Annotated in this window: 4 protein-coding genes and 1 pseudogene; 1 reads left to right on the top strand and 4 read right to left on the bottom strand. The window is 46.3% G+C overall.

Annotation, left to right across the window (positions count from 1 at the left end):
* Nucleotides 1-139: 139 nt before the first annotated feature.
* Nucleotides 140-295 carry a hypothetical protein gene (locus tag B5V81_RS08500; RefSeq protein WP_212113087.1) on the top strand — a complete coding sequence of 52 codons (156 nt, stop codon included), beginning with the start codon at nt 140-142 and terminating at the stop codon, nt 293-295.
* Here the strand turns inward: B5V81_RS08500 and B5V81_RS08495 are convergent.
* From B5V81_RS08495 to B5V81_RS08480, 4 genes and pseudogenes are all read right to left on the bottom strand, one after another.
* Nucleotides 278-1,291: a phage late control D family protein gene (locus B5V81_RS08495; protein WP_212113089.1), complete on the bottom strand. Its 1,014-nt coding sequence runs from the start codon at nt 1,289-1,291 to the stop codon at nt 278-280. The two genes, B5V81_RS08500 and B5V81_RS08495, sit on opposite strands and share 18 nt — an antisense overlap.
* Nucleotides 1,291-1,545: a tail protein X gene (locus B5V81_RS08490; protein ID WP_212113086.1), complete on the bottom strand. Its 255-nt coding sequence runs from the start codon at nt 1,543-1,545 to the stop codon at nt 1,291-1,293. The genes B5V81_RS08495 and B5V81_RS08490 overlap by 1 nt, the downstream gene beginning before the upstream one ends.
* On the bottom strand, nt 1,542-2,027 hold the full coding sequence (locus tag B5V81_RS08485; RefSeq protein ID WP_212113085.1) for a phage tail protein: 486 nt from the start codon (nt 2,025-2,027) through the stop codon (nt 1,542-1,544). Before B5V81_RS08485 ends, B5V81_RS08490 begins: the two co-directional genes overlap by 4 nt.
* A gap of 99 nt (nt 2,028-2,126) precedes the next feature.
* Nucleotides 2,127-2,555 (bottom strand): annotated as a pseudogene (locus B5V81_RS08480) (phage tail tape measure protein); the annotation flags it as partial.

Raw genomic sequence — 2,555 nt, 5'->3', positions numbered from 1 at the left:
CTTGAGCTGGAATCATATTATTTGAGAAGCAGCGTATATAAGATGTGTTCACCTCTTTGAGCATAAATTGACTAATAGTTTTTCCGTATCCTAAGCACATTATTCAAGGACATTATCAAAAAGAGGAGCGTTTGAGGAATTGAGTAAACATTACCCTATTGCTGGACTCCCGCAATTGATGCAACTTGCACCTATTCCTTACCTCCACACCAAAGTGCGAACTTTTGATTTTGGTCTCAATACTCTTCATCACCAATCAAAGAATCAAATTGATCCTTTAATTTTCTGTCACTGAAGAGGTTTCCTTTTCTTCTGTTTTGTTTCCCTTTTCTGGTGCCTCAAAGGTGATTTCTGTTGTGTATCCGCTTTGTTTTTCATAGCTGTGGGTAACGGTTGCGGCTTTCCATAGTCCATTAATTTGCCCACGGAACCCTTGAAGGATGAGCGGTTGATCCGCCATGATTTCAGGGCGTCCCGCAAGAGTTAAGGAACCACTGCCCACAGCACGGCATAAGCGATCCGACTCGGAAGCAGCAGCAGTCTGTGCTTCTTCTTGACATGGATAACAACTGCGCAGACGGCGTACGGGACCGCTAAACCCCGTTTGATGCTTGACTTGGCACTGTTGCCCTGTTGAGCGATCAAAATAAGAAGCTTCAATGGTGCCGTATTGCGTGCGCGGCTCTAGGGTGAATTCCCAGCTTGAACAGTCATGTTTATGAAGGGTGAGGGCTGGTAAATTGTCCCCGCTTAAAAATAAAAACTTATGGTCTTTAATTAAAAAACGCACCCGCATGCGATCGGCAAGACGGGTTAAAAAATCAACCGCCGACTGATCGGTTCTCACCACATAAGGAAGAATTTGTTTGGTAAATTGGGGACTGACCTTTGCTTGATAGCCATGACGTTTGGCAAGTGTCTCGACAATCTCAGCAATGGTTTTATGGTCAAAATGTTCACTCGCCTGTTCTTTGAGTTCTTTCTGCATCGAAGCGCTTTTGCCACAAAGACGCAAAATCTCTCCATCACTCCCACCAATACTTACCACCGACTCAACAACAAAACGCCCCATAAAGGCACGGATGCTGTTTTGATAACCAAAGGTAACTTGGAGCGCACTGTTGCTTGAAGGAACCTCTAAATCATGGCCACGATCATCAAACTCTGCTTCAAATGTATCGGCTTCATTGCCAGCATGGTCCGTAATGGTTGCCGTTAAAAGACGCTGGTAAAAAACCTCATGGACAAGTTTTTCCCCAACTCTTACTTCAATAAAGGGATGTGTGCGCATTAATCCCATAGCCTTCTCACCACGCTGTTCTTTTCTTGGCTAACAAATTCAGGCAGAATGACCTTTAAGCCCCGCGGCAATAGGGCACCACATCTCGCAATACCTAGATTGGCTTGTAAAGTGGCCTCACAATAACCCTTGAGAGCTCCAACTTGTGAACGATCCCCTAACACAGCCATAGCATGTTGAAAGCAGATCAGATCAAGACTCATATCCTCTAGCTCTACCACGAGATGCTTTTCTGGTATCTTCATGGCGTTTGTTCCCCTTGGGAATATTGATCATATCTCCCTTGGTATTGTCCCACCTGATATTGACCTTGTGGTTTTCCGCCGTCAAAAAACGGTAACAAGCGAATGGCATAGCGAATGCGCCCCGATTGACCAGAGCGACTAATATAGTCGTGATCTTTCGTGACACTGGTGATCACCACAGATCCATGGAGAATGGCACTATAGCCGTTGTCACTCATCCAACGGATCATCTGAACGGGCTTGGCGGCACGAATGGTTCTGGTGATGGCATCAAGAGCGACACGATCCCCAAACTCTTCTGGAAACAATACCCCGTGGATGGTTTTGGGATCATTGCCATAGCCAGTAAATTGCAAACCAGGAGCCTCACCAAAACGCTCTAGGCAAACCCAGGAGGCAGAAAACTCTTCCTCAAAGGATTGGAAATTCAGCCAGTCCACATAAAAGAGATGTGGACCTAACATCAGCAAAGGATCTCTCATAGACGCCCTCCCCTTGATTGTATCCCTTCCAGCACGTCATCTCTTTCGAAACCTATCATTGCATCTCTCCTATCATTGCGCCCTCCCCTCATTGTGTCATTACTCTGTCCCGCCATGCAGTGCATTAGCGCGTGCCCGTTGCAAAGCATGGGCAACCGCACGACCAGTGGCCATGGGATCACGCGCCCCATTAACATGCACTGTAACATTTTGATTGTGGGTGATGGGAGAACGGTCTTTGTCTCTTTGTTCTCTCGCCGATGCATTTACAGGAGCAGCCCCCGCAAATTGTGCTATGGGCTGAATTGCTGTTTTTCCTCCTAAAAAACTTGGCAAAAACTCTCTGACATCAATGGAACCAATCCACCCCTTAATGCGGTGAGGCAACGATTTACAATAATTCATCAATTGTGAGATGGACGACATAAAGCCATCGACAATCCGATTAGCCAGATCTTCGCCGGCTTGTTCCATACCAGCCTTGGCACTCTCTGTGAGCTTTTCGCGGGTAAAAAAACGCTTCAACCA

Source organism: Bartonella queenslandensis (assembly GCF_018155095.1).
In the GTDB taxonomy this organism is placed as follows: domain Bacteria; phylum Pseudomonadota; class Alphaproteobacteria; order Rhizobiales; family Rhizobiaceae; genus Bartonella; species Bartonella queenslandensis_B.
Note: the sequence above shows the minus strand (reverse complement) of the source record. Positions and strands in the feature narration are given on the sequence as shown.

Coding starts and splice junctions, on each gene's coding strand:
- B5V81_RS08490 (WP_212113086.1), bottom strand. CDS start 1,545: ATGAAGATACCAGAAAAGCATCTCGTGGTAGAGCTAGAGGATATGAGT.
- B5V81_RS08485 (WP_212113085.1), bottom strand. CDS start 2,027: ATGAGAGATCCTTTGCTGATGTTAGGTCCACATCTCTTTTATGTGGAC.
- B5V81_RS08495 (WP_212113089.1), bottom strand. CDS start 1,291: ATGCGCACACATCCCTTTATTGAAGTAAGAGTTGGGGAAAAACTTGTC.